The sequence below is a fragment of the Sorangium sp. So ce726 genome (assembly GCF_051521405.1).
In the GTDB taxonomy this organism is placed as follows: Bacteria; Myxococcota_A; Polyangia; order Polyangiales; family Polyangiaceae; genus Sorangium.
The window spans coordinates 10,165,880-10,181,142 of the sequence record NZ_CP150349.1; the positions used below are offsets into that span (position 1 = coordinate 10,165,880).

Genomic DNA, 15,263 nt, shown 5'->3' on the forward strand with positions numbered 1-15,263 from the left:
GCCGTCGTCATGGACATCATCAAGCTCAACGCCACGAGGCGCGAGGATAGCGGCAAGAGCGCGTCGAGCCGCCTGCGCCGCGCCGGACAGATTCCCGCCATCGCCTACGGGCGCGAGCTCGCGCCGCAGTCGGTCGCCATCTCGCCGAAGGCGCTCCTTCAGGTGCTCGGCTCCGACCACGGCAAGAACTCCGTGGTCGAGCTGGCCATCGAGAACGGCCAGACGCTCACCGTCATGGTGCGCGACTACGACTACCACCCCATCTCGCGGGAGCTCGTCCACGCCGACTTCATCCAGGTGAAGCTCGACCAGCCCGTCGACGTGCAGATCCCCTTCCGCTGCGTTGGCAAGCCGAAGGGCGTGGTCACCGGCGGCGTGCTCCAGCAGATCTTCCGCACGATCCCCGTGCGCTGCCTGCCGGAGAAGATCCCGTCGTTCGTCGAGATCGACGTGACCGAGCTCGACGTGGGCGACTCGTACAAGGCCAGCGGGCTGAAGCTGCCGGAGGGCGTGAAGGCGCTCCTCGCGGACGACCAGACGATCGCCGTCGTCAACGCGCCCGAGAAGGCAGGCGCCGAGGAAGAGGCGAAGCCCGCCGCTGGCGCTGCGCCGGCCGCTGGCGCGGCCGCTGCGCCGGCCGCTGGCGCGGCCGCTCCCGCGAAGGGCGCAGCCCCTGCGGCCGACAAGAAGGACAAGAAGTAATCCGGGAGCGGGCCGCCTCGCGCCTCCGCACCGCGAGGCGCGCGCGGCCCGCCCTGCCCCGCTTCCCCGCCTGCCTCGCCTGCCTCGATTCCAGGGACTCAGCAGAACCAGCTCGTCATGCTGCTCGTGGTCGGCCTGGGGAACCCCGGCAAGGAATACGCTGCTCACCGGCACAACGTCGGCTTCATGGCCATCGACGCCCTGGCCGACGAGGTCCGGGCGGATCCGTTCCGCGAGAAGTTCTCGGGCGTCCACGCGCGGGCAGAGATCGCCGGACAGCAGGCGATCCTGCTCAAGCCGATGACCTACATGAACGACTCGGGGCGCAGCGTGCAGCCGGCGATGGCCTTCTTCAAGGTCGCGCCCTCCGAGCTGATCGTGCTCCACGACGAGCTCGACCTGCCGTTCGGCACGGTTCGCCTCAAGGTCGGCGGCGGGCACGCGGGGCACAACGGGCTGCGCTCGATCATCTCGCACGGCGGGACGGGCAACTTCGGGCGCGTCCGCCTCGGGGTAGGACGGCCGCCGGCGGGTTTTCGGGGCGAGGTCGCGGATTACGTCCTGTCGGGGTTCGACGCCGTCGAGCGCGCGAGCCTGCCCGACTGCTTGAAGCAAGCTGTCCAAAGTGTGCTAGAAGTCGCCGCCCGCGGCTTCGACGCCGCGATGAACGTTCGAAACACCCGGCCCAAGCCGGGCAAGAGGCAGAAGGGTGAAGGGGATGGGTCGACAGATCCAGCCCCTGCCGCGAAGGACGGGAAGGGTCCCCTCCCCCCGACGCAGAAGCCCTGATCCTCTACGGGACAGCCTGCCGAGCTCGCCGGTGCGTCGCTCGACAGGCTGTTCCTTTCCTCGCTCCGGGGCACCGCCCCGGGGCCATTGGCCGAGAGGGAAGACTGAATGAGCCGACAGGTAACGGCGCCCGGGCGCGCCAGAGAGTACGAAACGATCTACATCCTGCGACCTGACATCGACGCCGACGGCGCCGAGCGGATCGGGTCGCGCCTCGCCGAGGTCGTCGGCCGCGAGTCGGGCCGGCTGACCAAGGTCGAGACGTGGGGGCGCCGCCGCCTCGCGTACGACATCGCGAAGCACCGCCGCGGCGTTTACGTGTACCTGAAGTACCTCGGGGGCGGGAAGGTCGTCTCCGAGATCGAGCGCAACCTGCGCCTCTCCGACGGCGTGCTGAAGTACCAGACGGTGCTCGTGCGCAACGACGTCGAGGTCGAGGGCGTCACGATCGCCGACGACGACGTGAAGTTCGAGCGCCTCGAGCTCGCGCCGCTGGAGGACGACCGCGACGATTCGCGCGAGCGCCAGCTCGGCCTGATCGAGCCGGAGCGCCGCATCGACCGGAGCTCCGAGCAGGCCCCGGCGAGCGATCTCGACGAGGGCGAAGAGGGCGAGGCGGAAGGCGCCGCCGACGAGGAGGAGAGCTGAGCTATGAACGGCCGCAACAGTGACATGGGCCGCAACGGCGGCGCTGACTACGACGATCGCGACTTCGGGCGCACGCCCGACCTGAACGCGGACGCCCCGGGGCGCCGCCGCACGGGCCGGAAGCGCGTCTGCCGCTACTGCGCGGACAAGGCGCTGGTCATCGACTACAAGGACCCGCAGGCGCTCAAGTACTTCATCTCGGAGCGCGGCAAGGTCGTCCCGCGCCGCATCAGCGGCAACTGCGCGCGCCACCAGCGCAAGGTGACCCTCTCGATCAAGCGCGCGCGCAACATCGCGCTCTTGCCGTTCACCGTCACGGCGTAGGAGGTCGATCATGGCAACCCACATCCATGTGGTCCTCACGGAGGACCTCCACAACGTCGGCAAGAGCGGCGAGCTCGTGAAGGTTCGCCCCGGCTTCGCGCGCAACTACCTCATCCCGCGCGGCCTCGCGGTGGGCGCCACCGCCGAGAACGTGTCCCGCATCGAGCACGAGAAGCGGGTCGCCGAGTCGCGCGCCGCCAAGACGCGCTCCGAGGCGGAGCAGCTCGCGGGCAAGCTCAACCAGGTCAAGGTCACCATCAGCCGCCCGGTCGGCGAGGGCGACAAGCTGTACGGCTCGGTCACGGCGCGCGACATCGAAGAGGCGCTCGCCGCGCAGGGCTTCAGCGTCGACCGCCGCCGCATCGAGACCGACACGATCAAGACGCTCGGGGCCCACCCCGTCGTGATCCGCCTCGCCCCGTCCATCACGGCGTCGGTCGAGGTCACGGTCGCCGCCAAGTAGCGCAGCGCCGGGGAGCGCGGCTCAACCCGCGCTTCCCCGCTCCCCCTTCCAGCCGCGCTCCCTCTCCAGCCGCACCCTAAGAGCGGCGGTCCCCCGCACAGGAGACGGGTCCAGATCGGCGTTTTCGGCGCGGAAGCGCACTCCAGTGCGCTGAGCACCGAAAACGTCGAGATGGGCCCGTATCCGAAGCGGGTGACCGCCGCTTCAGCCGCGCTTCCGCCTCACCCACCCCCGCGCGACGTCGTGCCCCCGCGCCACCGCGCGCAGCATGAGCGCCGCGTCCCCCCACCGCGCTCGCCCCTCCCAGACGAGGCTCGCCAGCATCCCGGCGCAAAAGGCGTCGCCTGCGCCCGTCGGATCGTGCGGGCGCACCGGGCGCGGCGCGACGGCGCGCTCGCCCTCGGGACCGAGCAGGAGCGTCTCCCGCGCGCCATCGGTGACGACCAGCGTCGCCTCGGGGCGGAGGCGCTCGCGGAGCGCGCGCGCCGTCGTCCCCAGCACGTCGAGATCGCCGGCGCTGCACTTCACGAGATCCGCCTGCCCGAACAGCCGGAAGCAGCCGCGCACGCCTGCGCCGGCGTCGGAAACCGACACGGCGCCGGCCTCCGCGCCGGGAACGGACGCGGCGCGCTCGGCGCGCGGCCACATCCGCGGGCGTGCGTTGACGTCGACCGAGACGGCGCACCCTTCGCGGCGAGCGCTCGCGGCCGCCCGCGCCAGCGCGCCGCTCGCCCCGCGCACCGGCGCGATCCCGGTGAAGTGCACGACCCGGGTCTGCCATCGTTCTGGCAGCGCTGCAGCGAGCGCCTGCGCCTCGCTCTCGCCCTGCCTGTACCCGGCGAAGCGCGCCTCGCCGCGCTCGATCGCCACGAGCATCAGGCCTGTGCGCGCCGCGCTCAGCGAGAGCCGTCCCACGTCGATGCCGGCCGCCGCGACCTCGTCCCTCAGCCCGCGCCCCATCGCGTCATCGCCCAGCGCGGCGCACAGCCCCGAGCGTATGCCGAGCCGGACGAGCGCCGTCGCGGTGTTCACCGCCCCGCCCCCCGGCACACGGCGCAGCAATTTCGCTTGCTCGAGCGGAATGCCTTCGGGCGCATAGAGATCCCACAGCGCTTCACCGACGCAGACCACCTCGGCGGGCTCAATCCTTGTATGGCGTGTAGTGTGATCCACAATGGCGGCTCCCCGCGATGGCTCACGCCGAGGCGCGAAGCGTCATCGCAGCTGAGTCAAGCGCGAAAAGAAATGGCGATGAGACCGGGGTTGCTCAATTTCCATACCTCGCCGCCGGCGGTGGCGCCTCGCCGCGAGGCCCCTCGGCAGCGGTCGCCAAGGAGGCCTCCGCGAAAGCGTCCGAGCAAGCTTCTGAGCCTGCCTCCGACCATGCCTCCGATCATGGAAGAGCGCCCCCTCAACGTGGAACCTGCATTGGGATGCCCACCGCACGAACGCTCACTGCAATGCAAACAGAAACCCTTCTCAGGGCTGCCCATGTTCTGGTAGACGGAAATCAACCCTGCACCCGACGCCCCGGAGGAACGTTTCCTCTCCGGGGCGTCGCCCATTTCGGCACCTGTGGAAAAGCTCGGGGCGGGATGGGGGGAATCGGTGGGGAGGAGAAGCACGGATGATGAGAATGATGGAGCGCCGCGGCCAACGGCCTCAGAGGATCGAGCCTCCCATCGTCGCCGGACGCGTGCCGCCGCACGACCTCGACGCCGAAGCGGCGGTGCTCTCCGCCATCCTGCTGCACCGCGACGCGCTCGATCGGGTGCTCGAGATCCTGAAAGCGGACCACTTCTACAGCGAGGCGAACAGCCGCGTCTACGAGGCCGCGCAGGAGCTCGCGGCCGCCGGCACGCCCATCGACATCGTCTCGGTCGCGTCGTGGCTGCGCGACCGGGAGCGTCTTGCCCAGGTGGGCGGCGCGGCGTACCTCGCCCAGCTCGCGGACGCGACGCCCGCGGTCGCGCACGTCGCAGCGCACGCGCGGGTCGTCTACGAGAAATGGCGGGTGCGGCAGCTCATCGCCACGTGCCAGCGCGTCGCGGCCGAGGGGTACGGCGACGTCGGGGTGGTGCAGGAGTACATCGACGGCGCCGAGCAGGCGGTCTACCAGCTCGCGCGCACGCCCCAGGGGACGGCGACCCAGCCGATCGCCCAGGTGCTCAAGGCCGCGTTCGAGCAGATCACCGCCGCCGCCGAGCGCGGCGACCGGATCACCGGCATCTCGACCGGGTACGAGAAGCTCGACGCCAAGACGGCAGGCCTGCACGACGGCGACCTCTCGATCATCGCCGCCCGCCCCGGCATGGGCAAGACGTCCTTCGTCCTCAACCTCGCCGTGAACGTGGCGTCGCCGCGCACCGTGAGCTCCCCGGGGCCCGACCAGTTCGGGCACGGCGTCGAGCGGCACGATCCCGGCTTCGGCGCCGCCGTCTTCTCGCTCGAGATGCCCCGCGAGCAGCTCGCGACACGTATGGTCTGCAGCGAGGGCCGCGTCGATGTCGGCAAGCTCCGCCAGGGCTTCCTGCAGCCCGACGACTGGCGCCGCCTGACGGAGGCCGCCTCGTTCCTGTCCACCCTGCCCATCTGGATCGACGACACGCCGGCCATCTCCCTCCTCGAGCTGCGCGCCAAGGTGCGGCGCATCCAGGCCGAGTACGACCGGCCGCCCAGCGACGGCAGCTCGGGGCGGCGCATCGGGCTCATCGTCATCGACTACCTGCAGCTCATGAAGGGGCGGGACGGCGTGAGCAGCCGCGAGCAGGAGATCAGCGAGATCTCCCGTGGGCTCAAGCAGCTCGCGAAGGAGCTCAAGGTGGCGGTCATCGCGCTCTCCCAGCTGAACCGCGCTGTCGAGACCCGGACCACCAAGGACAAGCGCCCTCAGCTGTCGGACCTCCGCGAGTCGGGCGCGATCGAGCAGGACGCCGACAACATCATCTTCATTTACCGCGACGAGTACTACAACCCGGAGACGACCAACCACAAAGGCATCGCCGAGCTCATCGTCGCCAAGCAGCGCAACGGGCCGACGGGCAAGGTGCTCACGCGGTTCACCTCCTCGTGCACCCGGTTCGACAACCTCGCGCCCGGCGACTACCCGGAGATGGCCGACGACGAGTAGGCTGCGGCGCACGACATGTCCGCCTGGTACGTCCCTGCCCTCCTCGCCGCGCTCTGCATGGCCGGTCACTACCTGATGCTGCGCGCGGCGGCAGGCCGGCTCGGAGACGCCCTTGGCGCGCTGTGCGTCGAGGGCACGGCGGCCGTCGGGATCCTCGTCTTCCTCCTCATCCGCCCTGGCACGGAGACGCCTCCGTCGGCCCAGGGGGTGCTCTGGGCCTGCGCCGCCGGCCTGTGCATCAGCGGCGTCGCGACGCTCACCTTCATGGCGCTCCGCATCGGCGGTCCGGTGACTGCGACAGGGCCGATCGTGTTCGCCGGCGGCATCGCGATCGCCGCGCTCTTCGCGCCGCTGCTCTTCGGTGAGGAGTTCACCGCGCGCCGCGCGCTCGGCGTCGGGCTGGGGCTCGCCGCCCTCCTCGTCCTCGCCACCGAGCGCTCCTGACCCAAGGCGCGCCGCGGCCGCGCATCGGAGTCGGAAGAGGACCGATGACCCGCTCGCCCGAGTGCCCCCGCCCCCCCAGGAGCCCCGCGCGCGCGGGGCGCGCCGCGCGCCACGCCCTCCGCTCGGCGCGCCTCTTCGCGCTCGCGTTCGCCTCAGCGACCTGCGCGCCTCCCGTGCAGGGCGGCAGCGTCGTCGTGTCCTCCGGCGCTATCGAGCGCCTCGGCATGCTCTGCCGGTGGGGGCGCGGCGGCGCGGAGCAGGGCGATCTCTGCCCGAGGGATGGCGGCGCCGCGCAGCCGGCGCGCGTCCGGCGGATCACGGGGCCCGCAGACGCGCTCTCCGGTCCGCTCGCGGCGGGGCGGCCCGGCGACTACGTGCTCGAGAACGACGAGATCGCCGTGGTCGTCGATCAGCTCGGCCCCGGCACTGGCCTCGCCGAGAGCGGCGGCAACCTCATCGACGCGGCCGACGCGCGGGCGCGCCGCGACGAGCTCGGGCAGCTCGTCACGCGGCTCGGCGCGCCGCCGCGGCAGGTGATCTACCGCGACATCACGACGGGCGGCGGCGAGGACGGCGCCGCCTGGATCGAGGCGCGCGGCGAGGTGCGCGGGCGCGATCTCGCCGGCGGCGCGCTCTCCGTCACCACCCGCTACACGCTTCGGCCGCGCGATCGGGCGGTCTTGATCGCGACGTCGCTCCAGAACGACGGCGACCGCCCGGTCGAGGCGCTCAACCTCGGCGACATCGTCCACTGGGGCGCGGCGGAGCACGTCGCGCCCGGCATGGAGCCGGGGCTCCGCGGCGAGCACGAGGCGCCGTACCTGGCCGGCGTCGGGGCCGGCGTCGCGTATGCGCTCGCCCCGGTGGACGGCGCGGCGGTCCGCGCGCGGAGCGGCGAAGGCTTCAGCGACGTGACGTTCGCGCGGCAGGCCGCGCTGCCGCCCGGCGGGCGCGCCGCGTACCAGCGGATCCTCGCGGTCGCGCCGCGCGGCGACTCGCTCGCCGTCGAGACGGAGCTCTTCTTTCTCGGCGGCGGCGCGCCCGGCGGCGTCTCGCTCGAGCTCGTGGACGGGCGCGGCGCGCCGCTCCCGCCCCTCGCCGGCAAGGCGACGCTGACGCCGATCGCCGAGGACGGCGCCGCGCCGCCCGCCGCCGCGCTCGATCTGTGGTTGCGAACCGGCGATAGCGCGCCGCTCGCCGCCGAGGCGCCGCCCGGCCTCTACCTCGTCGGCTTCGAAGGGAGCGGCCGCCGCGCGCTGGGGAGCGCTCGGATCCGGATCCGCGCCGGCGAGATCGCCCCCGCGCGGCTCACGCTCTCCGGCGCCGGCCGGCTCTACCTCGGGGTGCACGAGGGCGGCGCCTCGGCGCCCGCCGCGACCGCCGATCCCCTCGGCCCGCTCGCGCCGGCGAAGGTCAGCCTCTTCGACGCCGCGACCGGCAAGGCTCTATCGCCGCCCCGGCTCGCGCTCCTGGGCGAGCTCGATGTCTCCCTGCCTCCTGGGCGCGTCCGGGTCGTCGCCTCGCGCGGACCGGAGTACGCGCTCGCCGAGGCGACGGTCGACATCGCGGACGGCGGGACGTCGCGGCTCGATCTCACGCTGGAGCGGGTGGTCGACACGTCGGGCTACATCGCCTGCGACCTCCGGCAGCACACGGCGCAGAGCGCCGACGCGGGCGTCTCCTCGGCGGTGCGGCTCCAGTGGAGCGCAGCGGAAGGCGTGGAGTGCGCGGTGGCGAGCGAGCACAACCTCGCCTCGGATCTCCAGCGGGACGTCGCCGCCCTGCGGCTCGATTCGCGGCTTCGCATGCTCCCGGGCGTGGAGCTCACGAGCGGCCGGAGCGGCGCCGGGATCGGGAGCCTCAGCGTGTTTCCGCTCGGCAGCGAGGCGGCCGCGCCCCGCGAGGGCGCGCTGCGGTGGGTCGATGAGACCGCGAGCGAGATCCTGCGCGAGGTGCGCGCCCTGCCCGGCGAGCGCGTCATCCAGGTGAGCCGGCAGCACGGCGGCGGCTCACCGCTGCACGGATCCGGGGCGCCGCAGGTCGCGCCGGATCAGGGCCCGAGCCTGCTCGCGCAGCTCGTCGGGGACGGCGCCGGCGCCGATGCCGTCGAGGTCTGGACCGGGCGCGACGCGGCCGCGCGGGACCGTGCGCTCGAGGAGCTCTGGGCGCTGCTCCGCGCGTCCCACCCGGTGACGCCGACGGCGACCAGCGACAGCCACGGGCTGCACGGCGCGGAGGCGGGTTACCCGCGCACGTACATCGCCGTGGCCGCCGATGATCCGGGCCGGCTCGACGTGGCCGATCTCGTCGCGGGCCTGCGACGCCGTCGCGACGTGGTGATCACGAACGGGCCGTTCGTGACGATGCGCCTCGGCGACACCCGCCAGGGCGGCGTCGCCGAGGCGCGTCGCGGGTCCCGGGGCGGGCCGCTGTCGCTCTCGATCCGCGTCGAGCGCGCCCCGTGGGTCGACGCGCGCGAGCTCCACGTGCTCGTCGGTGGCGTCGCGATCGGCGCGCCGATCCCGCTGGAAGGCGCGCGCACCACGCCGGCAGGCGCGCTCCTCGACGAGATTGCGATCCCTGTCGTCCTCGGAGCCGGCGGCGGGCGGCGACCGCCACGGCCCGGCGCCCGCGCCGGCGCAGCACCCGGCGACCGCAGGCCTGGGCAGAGCGCGCACGGCGCGATTTCCGTCGCCGAGGACACCTTCATCGTCGCGATCGTCCAGGGCCGCCGGCCGCTCGAGCCGGTGCTCGCGGGAGATCCGGGCGAGATCCTGCCGTTCGCGATGACGGCGCCGCTCTGGATCGACGCCGACGGCGACGGCCGCTCCCTCGGCCGCGCCGCAGCGCCGTGAGCGCGGCGAGCTCCGTGGCGCGCCAGGCACGGCAGCGCAGCCCCGCATGAAGAGGGCAGCACGCGTCGCCGCAAGCTGTCCGGCGCCTGGCCCGGCTGTGCCGCATTACGTGTAGCTGTTCAGCTTTGCTTTCGAATCGTCCTTGGTGCGCGCTTGGCGCGCGAAAGAAGCGAGCAAAGAGGATTTCAACGCAAAGACGCCAAGAGCGCAAAGGCGCAAAGGCGCAAAGGCGCAAGGATGTATGAAGTTTGTTCTTTTTTGCGGCTTTGCGACTTTGCGTCTTTGCGTTGAAATCTCTCTCCGGATCCATCGCCGGACTCCTGGCTGGAGCTCCAGGACGACGCGAGCGCACCGACGGCGCCAATGGATCTGTACGATTGATACGGCGCCCTTGGTGCGTGCTCGTCGAGAAACGACCTGCACCAAAGGTCACGACCAGCGCTGGCGCTCGTTTGCGAGGCCGCGGACAGGTCACGACCTATCGCGGAGGATCTTTTCGGCCCCGGAGGCAGGTCCCGATCTCAAGAAATGGATCTTTTCATACAAGTGGCCAGGTCGCGACCAGGCCATCGGCTCACGAGCAGCCTCCGCGCCAGGTCGCGACCTCGCCGTCGGCTCACGAGCAGCCTCCGCCCCAGATCGCGACCTCGCCGTCGGCTCACGAGCAGCCTCCGCGCCAGATCGCGACCTCGCCATCGGGTCACGAGGAACCTCCGCGCCAGATCGCGACCTTGCCGTCGGCTCACGGGGAGCCTCTGCGCCAGGTCGCGACCTCGCGGAGGGCACCCAAACGAGCGGCCGGAGGGGATCGCTTTTCGTTTGCCTCCCGCGCGCCCGGGCAACATGGACCGCGGCGCATGCGAACCGAGCGGCTCGCCGCTGACGCGGCATCCATCGCACGGGCCGCCGAGATCCTCCGCCGCGGCGGGCTCGTCGCCTTCCCCACGGAGACCGTATACGGCCTCGGCGCGCGCGCCGACGACGCGTGCGCGGCGCGCGGCATCTTCGAGGCGAAGGGGAGACCGCCAGGCAACCCCCTGATCGTCCACGTCCCCGATATCGCGTCGGCACGCGCCCTCGCGGACGGCTGGCCGGCGGACGCGGAGCGGCTCGCGCAGGCCATGTGGCCAGGGCCCCTCACCCTGATCGTCGCGCGCCGGCCCGACCGCGTCGCCGACGTGGTCGCCGCCGGCGGGCCGACGGTCGCGATCCGCATCCCCATCCACCCGGTCGCGCGCGCCCTGCTCGACGCGGTCGGGCTGCCGATCGCCGCGCCGAGCGCCAACCGCTCCACCGAGATCTCGCCGACCACGGCCGAGCACGTCGAGAAGAGCCTCGGCGGGCGCATCGACGCGATCCTCGACGGCGGGCCGACCGCCGTCGGCATCGAGTCCACCATCGTCGACGTCACGCGCTCGCCGGCCCGGGTGCTCCGCCCGGGGCACGTCACGGCCGAGGCGATCGCCGCGCTCGTGCCACTCCAGGCGGCCGCCGGGCTGATCACCGCCCCGGCCGAGCGCGCCCCGTCCCCGGGGACCCACGCGCGCCACTACGCCCCTCGCGCGCAGGTCGCGCTGGTCCCCGCGCAGGCCGTCCGCGGCGAGCTCGATCGCGCCGTGCAGGCCGGGTCGCGCGCCGGCGCCATCGAGCACGGCAGCCGCACCGCGACCGGGCCGCACGCCGAGCTCCTCCCCGGCGATCCCACCGGCTACGCCGCGGCGCTCTACGCCGCGCTGCACCGGCTCGAGGACGCCGGCTGCGACGTGATCGTCATCGCCGCCGTCCCCGAGGATCCCGCGTGGGACGCCGTGCGGGACAGGCTGACGCGCGCCTCCGCGGCCCCCTGAGCAAGCGCCGCACGCCCATCGATCACCAACGTTTACGTGGACGTTTACGTGGTCGTGGACGTTTACGTGGTCGTGGTCGTGGTCGTGGTCGTGGTCGTCAACGATAGGCCGTGAACGACCACGACCACGACCACGACCACGTAAACGTCCACGTAAACGTTCGGATGTGGGAGAACGCGGCGCGAAGCTTGGTTGACGCCTGGGGGTCGCTGCCGAGGGTGCGTTTTCATCCCCCGAACTGCCGGTTTGTGGCAAATCAGGGTCGCCCGCCCGCTGGGTGAGCTACCTTCCCCGCTCGACTCGCGCCCCTCGTCGATCCCATGCCGGCAACGTCCCGCGCCGCCGTCCACAACCTCGCGACCACCCTCGGCCTCGCTGCGCTGCTCGTCGCCGCCCCCCAGCGCGCTGACGCCAGCCTGCTCGACGAGCCGCCGAAGCGCGCGAGCTTCAACCTGAACGAGACGGTCGCGCCGGAGCTGCCGCTCCTCCGCGCCTTCCACAACGCCGCCGTCGAGCGCCCCGGACCGTTCCGGCTCTACCTGAGCAGCGCCTACGGGAAATGGCGGCAGCAGCCGTGGTGGCAGCTCGCCTGGGGCGGAGCGCGGCCGGACGCCGCGGACGCGCTCGGCGAGCACGCGCTCGCCTCCCCTGCCCTCGGCTCCACGGCGTTCGCGAGCGCCTGGTCCCCCTTCACGCCCTTCGAGCTGCCCGGCACCCTCCGCCTCGATCCGGCCGCTCCGGCGTGGTTCCGCCAGCTCGATCCGATCCTCAGCCCGCCGGTGCTCGCGACCACGGGGCCGAGCCTCTCCTCGAACGGCTTCGATCTGCTCTGGGATCCGCCGAAGAAGCAGCCGCTTGACTGGCGTTGCCGCAGGGGTCCGGTCCAGTTCGCCCGGTACGGCGGCCAGCACGACGCCTTCGAGCTGGTGCGCTGCGACGGCTCCGTCGCGCCCGGCGCGCTGGATCGCCTGTCGATCATGGCCCGTCCGCCCGACGCGCCCGACCCGGGCGATCAGCTCCCCGACGAGCCCGACGCCGACACCTGGCAGCGGGCGCTCGAGTGGGTGCCCCAGGTCCGCCTCGTCCATCCGCGCCTGCTCTGGCTGCTCCAGCAGATCGCCGACGCCTTCCCGCGCCGCGGGATCCACATCTTCAGCGGATACAGGCCGCGCGCGACGACGACGCGCGACGCGCCGGCCGCGCGCAGGCCGACCTCCGGCACGCACCACAGCCAGCACGCCGAGGGGCGCGCCATGGACATCCTCGTGATGGGCGTCCCGAACACCGCGCTGTTTCAGTTCTGCCGCACGCTCGACGACGTGGGCTGCGGGTTCTACCCGAACAGCAAGTTCGTCCATGTCGACGTACGCCGCCCCGGCGCCGGGCGCGTCTTCTGGATCGACATCTCCGCCCCCGGCGAGCCGTCGGAATACGTCGACTCCTGGCCCGGCGTCGTCGAGAGCGGCGGGCTCTCCTGGGGAGGCGCGCAGGGAGCGCGCTCTGGCGGGGCCACGCCTCGCTGACGTCGCCTCCCCGCGGTCACCCTCGCACCTCGCACCTCGCACCTCGTGCCTCCACCCGCGCGACCGGCTGCTCCGCTGCCCGCTCCCGTTCCGGATGATGATGGAGCGCGCCTCGGGGCGCGGTGACTTGCCTCCCCGCGATCGGTGTTAAGCTTGGCTTCTTCCCCCTGGGCGCGCGACGCGAGACGGGGGCGGAGCTCGGCGAGCCGAGATCTGTCCCCCGCACCTCCGGCGGCCATGGCCGTCCCGCGGTCGCCCTGGAGAAAAAGGGTGCGAAATGGGCGAGTTGCGGACAGGGATGGTTGAGAAGATCGCGGCGATGCAGGACTTCGCGCTCTACCGCGATCTCGCGTGGGAGGGCACGTTCGAAGAGTACCTCCAGATCGTGCGCCAGAACCCGCAGGTGACGCGCAACGCGTTCCAGCGGGCGTACGACATGATCATCCGCTACGGCATCGAGGAGTACACGGACAACAAGAAGAAGCTGATCCGGTACAACTTCTTCAAGGACGAGATGCACGGCGGCGCCGACGCCGTGTACGGGCTCGACATCCCGCTGATGCGGCTCGTCCATGTGCTCCGTGCCGCCTCGGAGGGGTACGGCCCGGAGAAGCGCGTCGTCCTGCTGCACGGCCCGGTCGGCTCGTCGAAGTCGACGATCGCCCGGCTCCTCAAGAAGGGCATCGAGCACTACTCGACGACCCCCGACGGCGCGCTCTACACGTTCGACTGGGTGAACCTCGACGACGTCGGCATGGCCGGGACGGAGAGCGCCCGCTTCAAGTGCCCGATGCACGAGGAGCCGCTGCGCCTCGTCCCGCCGGCGTGGCGCGACCGCGCGTTCCGCGAGCTCGGCCTCTCGAGCGCGCAGCACCACGTCCGCACCGAGGGCGACCTCGACCCCGCGTGCCGCTTCATCTTCAACCGCCTGATGGACAAGTACGGCGGCGACTGGTCGAAGGTGATGCAGCACGTGCGCGTGCGCCGCCTCGTGCTCAGCGAGAAGGACCGCGTCGGCATCGGCACCTTCCAGCCGAAGGACGAGAAGAACCAGGACTCGACCGAGCTCACGGGCGACATCAACTACCGCAAGATCGCGGAGTACGGCTCGGACTCGGACCCGCGCGCCTTCAACTTCGACGGCGAGTTCAACATCGCGAACCGCGGCATCGTCGAGTTCATCGAGGTGCTGAAGCTCGACGTCGCGTTCCTCTACGACCTGCTCGGCGCGTCGCAGGAGCACAAGATCAAGCCGAAGAAGTTCGCCCAGACGGACGTCGACGAGGTCATCATCGGCCACACCAACGAGGCCGAGTACAAGAAGCTCCTGAGCAACGAGTTCATGGAGGCCCTCCGCGACCGCACGATCAAGATCGATATCCCGTACATCACGAAGGTGTCGGAGGAGATCCGGATCTACGAGAAGGACTTCAACAAGGAGAAGATCCGCGGCAAGCACATCGCCCCGCACACGCTCGAGGTCGCCGCGATGTGGGCCGCGCTCACCCGGCTCGAGGACCCGAAGAAGCACAACCTGTCGCTCGTCCAGAAGATGAAGCTCTACGACGGCAAGGTCCTGCCCGGCTACACGCAGGACACCGTGAAGGAGCTCCGCAAGGAGGCGTCGCGCGAGGGCATGGAGGGCATCAGCCCCCGCTACGTGCAGGACAAGATCTCGAACGCGCTCGTCAACGACCTCGGCGAGGGGACGATCAACCCCTTCATGGTCATGAGCGAGCTCGAGAAGGGCCTCCGGCACCACTCGCTCATCACGAACGACGAGCAGCGCAAGCGCTTCACCGAGTGCATCGGCATGGTGAAGCGCGAGTACGAGGAGATCGTCAAGAACGAGGTGCAGCGGGCGATCAGCGCCGACGAGGACGCGATCCAGAAGCTCGCCGCGAACTACATCGACTCGATCAAGGCCTACACCTTGAAGGAGAAGGTGAAGGACCGCTTCACCCGCGAGGACGTCGAGCCCGACGAGCGGCTGATGCGCTCGATCGAGGAGAAGATCGACATCCCCGAGAACCGCAAGGACGACTTCCGCCGCGAGATCATGAACTACATCGGCGCGCTCGCGGTCGACGGCAAGAAGTTCGAGTGGCACACGAACGACCGGCTGCGCCGCGCCCTCGAGCTCAAGCTGTTCGAGGATCAGAAGGACGCGATCAAGCTCCAGACCCTCGTGTCGAGCGTCATCGACAAGGAGACGCAGGAGAAGATCGACATCATCAAGACCCGGATGATCAAGTACTTCGGGTACAACGAGGTCTCGGCGCGCGACGTGCTCGACTACGTCGCCAGCATCTACGCGCGCGGCGACACGAAGTGACCTGCTGGGCGCGGCGCCTCGCGCGCCGCGCCGCCCCCATCAGTCATCAACGTAAACGTGGACGTTTACGTGGACGTGGTCGTGGTCGTGGTCGTGGTCGTCAACGGTTGGCCGTGAACGACCACGACCACGACCACGTAAACGACCACGACTACGTAAACGTCCACGTCCACGTAAACGTCCACGTTTACGTTGGGATGTAG

At 71.3% G+C, this 15,263-nt stretch carries 12 protein-coding genes; 11 read left to right on the top strand and 1 reads right to left on the bottom strand.

What is annotated here, in order from left to right; translation table 11 throughout:
* Nucleotides 1–9: 9 nt before the first annotated feature.
* From WME79_RS37870 to rplI, 5 genes are all read left to right on the top strand, one after another.
* Nucleotides 10–702: a 50S ribosomal protein L25/general stress protein Ctc gene (locus WME79_RS37870; RefSeq protein ID WP_437525189.1), complete on the top strand. Its 693-nt coding sequence runs from the start codon at nt 10–12 to the stop codon at nt 700–702.
* 117 nt (nt 703–819) lie between these two features.
* Complete coding sequence (gene pth / locus WME79_RS37875; RefSeq protein ID WP_437525191.1) at nt 820–1,491, top strand: aminoacyl-tRNA hydrolase; 672 nt, start codon at nt 820–822, stop codon at nt 1,489–1,491.
* Between the two features lie 108 nt (nt 1,492–1,599).
* A complete protein-coding gene (rpsF, locus tag WME79_RS37880) occupies nt 1,600–2,139 on the top strand; it encodes a 30S ribosomal protein S6 (RefSeq protein WP_437525193.1) in 540 nt (179 codons plus the stop codon).
* 3 nt (nt 2,140–2,142) lie between these two features.
* Nucleotides 2,143–2,463: a 30S ribosomal protein S18 gene (gene rpsR / locus WME79_RS37885; protein WP_272104372.1), complete on the top strand. Its 321-nt coding sequence runs from the start codon at nt 2,143–2,145 to the stop codon at nt 2,461–2,463.
* 10 nt (nt 2,464–2,473) lie between these two features.
* Nucleotides 2,474–2,926, top strand: a complete 453-nt coding sequence (gene rplI, locus WME79_RS37890; protein WP_437525195.1) for a 50S ribosomal protein L9 — start codon at nt 2,474–2,476, stop codon at nt 2,924–2,926.
* A gap of 204 nt (nt 2,927–3,130) precedes the next feature.
* Here rplI and WME79_RS37895 read toward each other — a convergent pair whose 3' ends face one another.
* On the bottom strand, nt 3,131–4,057 hold the full coding sequence (locus tag WME79_RS37895) for a PfkB family carbohydrate kinase (RefSeq protein WP_437525197.1): 927 nt from the start codon (nt 4,055–4,057) through the stop codon (nt 3,131–3,133).
* 496 nt (nt 4,058–4,553) lie between these two features.
* On the opposite strand from WME79_RS37895, the gene dnaB reads away from it, so the two are divergent.
* The 6 genes from dnaB to WME79_RS37925 all read left to right on the top strand — a co-directional run bounded on the left by dnaB (nt 4,554) and on the right by WME79_RS37925 (nt 15,060).
* Nucleotides 4,554–6,056: a replicative DNA helicase gene (gene dnaB, locus WME79_RS37900; RefSeq protein WP_437525199.1), complete on the top strand. Its 1,503-nt coding sequence runs from the start codon at nt 4,554–4,556 to the stop codon at nt 6,054–6,056.
* A gap of 15 nt (nt 6,057–6,071) precedes the next feature.
* Nucleotides 6,072–6,500 carry a hypothetical protein gene (locus tag WME79_RS37905; RefSeq protein WP_437525201.1) on the top strand — a complete coding sequence of 143 codons (429 nt, stop codon included), beginning with the start codon at nt 6,072–6,074 and terminating at the stop codon, nt 6,498–6,500.
* Nucleotides 6,501–6,544: 44 nt separating this feature from the next.
* On the top strand, nt 6,545–9,355 hold the full coding sequence (locus tag WME79_RS37910) for a CehA/McbA family metallohydrolase (protein WP_437525203.1): 2,811 nt from the start codon (nt 6,545–6,547) through the stop codon (nt 9,353–9,355).
* 857 nt (nt 9,356–10,212) lie between these two features.
* Entirely contained in the window at nt 10,213–11,202 is a 990-nt protein-coding gene (locus WME79_RS37915) for an L-threonylcarbamoyladenylate synthase (protein WP_437525205.1), read from the top strand.
* Nucleotides 11,203–11,522: 320 nt separating this feature from the next.
* Nucleotides 11,523–12,725, top strand: coding sequence for a YcbK family protein (locus tag WME79_RS37920; RefSeq protein ID WP_437525207.1), 1,203 nt, complete (start codon nt 11,523–11,525; stop codon nt 12,723–12,725).
* A gap of 277 nt (nt 12,726–13,002) precedes the next feature.
* Nucleotides 13,003–15,060: a PrkA family serine protein kinase gene (locus WME79_RS37925; RefSeq protein WP_437525209.1), complete on the top strand. Its 2,058-nt coding sequence runs from the start codon at nt 13,003–13,005 to the stop codon at nt 15,058–15,060.
* Nucleotides 15,061–15,263 lie beyond the last annotated feature (203 nt).

Bases quoted from the DNA above. Each gene is read 5' to 3' on its own strand.
- WME79_RS37910 (WP_437525203.1), top strand. From the start codon at position 6,545: ATGACCCGCTCGCCCGAGTGCCCCCGCCCCCCCAGGAGCCCCGCGCGC.
- WME79_RS37905 (WP_437525201.1), top strand. From the start codon at position 6,072: ATGTCCGCCTGGTACGTCCCTGCCCTCCTCGCCGCGCTCTGCATGGCC.
- rpsR (WP_272104372.1), top strand. From the start codon at position 2,143: ATGAACGGCCGCAACAGTGACATGGGCCGCAACGGCGGCGCTGACTAC.
- rpsF (WP_437525193.1), top strand. From the start codon at position 1,600: ATGAGCCGACAGGTAACGGCGCCCGGGCGCGCCAGAGAGTACGAAACG.
- WME79_RS37870 (WP_437525189.1), top strand. From the start codon at position 10: ATGGACATCATCAAGCTCAACGCCACGAGGCGCGAGGATAGCGGCAAG.
- pth (WP_437525191.1), top strand. From the start codon at position 820: ATGCTGCTCGTGGTCGGCCTGGGGAACCCCGGCAAGGAATACGCTGCT.
- rplI (WP_437525195.1), top strand. From the start codon at position 2,474: ATGGCAACCCACATCCATGTGGTCCTCACGGAGGACCTCCACAACGTC.
- dnaB (WP_437525199.1), top strand. From the start codon at position 4,554: ATGATGAGAATGATGGAGCGCCGCGGCCAACGGCCTCAGAGGATCGAG.
- WME79_RS37915 (WP_437525205.1), top strand. From the start codon at position 10,213: ATGCGAACCGAGCGGCTCGCCGCTGACGCGGCATCCATCGCACGGGCC.
- WME79_RS37925 (WP_437525209.1), top strand. From the start codon at position 13,003: ATGGGCGAGTTGCGGACAGGGATGGTTGAGAAGATCGCGGCGATGCAG.
- WME79_RS37920 (WP_437525207.1), top strand. From the start codon at position 11,523: ATGCCGGCAACGTCCCGCGCCGCCGTCCACAACCTCGCGACCACCCTC.